Below are 688 nucleotides of genomic sequence, written 5' to 3' on the forward strand. Positions count from 1 at the left end.
ATAGAAGATGAATATAATAAAGCCACAGCTATTACAAAGGCTACTCATTTAATCGCAACAGTCCAAAATGCAAAAGTCTCAGGGTTTTTTGATTATGTTGGACTTTTATATAATGGCTACAACAAAGACAAAATTTCACTTGATATAAATTTAGATGTACTAAATAATCCAAATGCAAACATATTTGAAAAACAACAAGCCGCCCAAAATATCGCTGCACAAGCCGGACTTAGTGTAAAATTTGCAAATCTTGAGCCCTACAGTGGTGGTAAATTTAATCAAGATGATCCAAGCTCTGTATATATAGACACTAAATCTTTAGCTAGTGTTGAGACATTTTTAACAGCACTAAGGCATGAGCAAGCCCATTATCTAGATAATAAAAACGGAATTTTTATACCAAAAGATAAAGAACAAAATGAATTTGCAACTGCCATTGCCTTAAAGCAACTTGATATGTCCATAAAAGCTCTTGACATAAATGATAAACGCCCAAGTGATTATAAACCAAACATAGACAAGAATAACCCAATCATAATAAACAATACAAACTATCTATATTCATTAGATCAAAGCAAGAGTGATGATTTGATTTGGGCGCCTATTGTGGCTATTGCTGGACTATCATCATACTTGAATGCTCCAGATGTAAATGAACAACCAAAAAATGGAGTAGTTATTGACAACC

1 protein-coding gene is annotated in these 688 nt (G+C 33.0%); it reads left to right on the forward strand.

Translation table 11 applies throughout. From position 1 onward, the window contains the following. The coding region (locus LQU93_RS09895; RefSeq protein WP_229933720.1) for a hypothetical protein at positions 1–688 on the forward strand (688 nt) is incomplete at both ends.

Origin of the sequence: Campylobacter majalis, assembly GCF_905120465.1 — a bacterium.
Taxonomy (GTDB): domain Bacteria; phylum Campylobacterota; class Campylobacteria; order Campylobacterales; family Campylobacteraceae; genus Campylobacter_A; species Campylobacter_A majalis.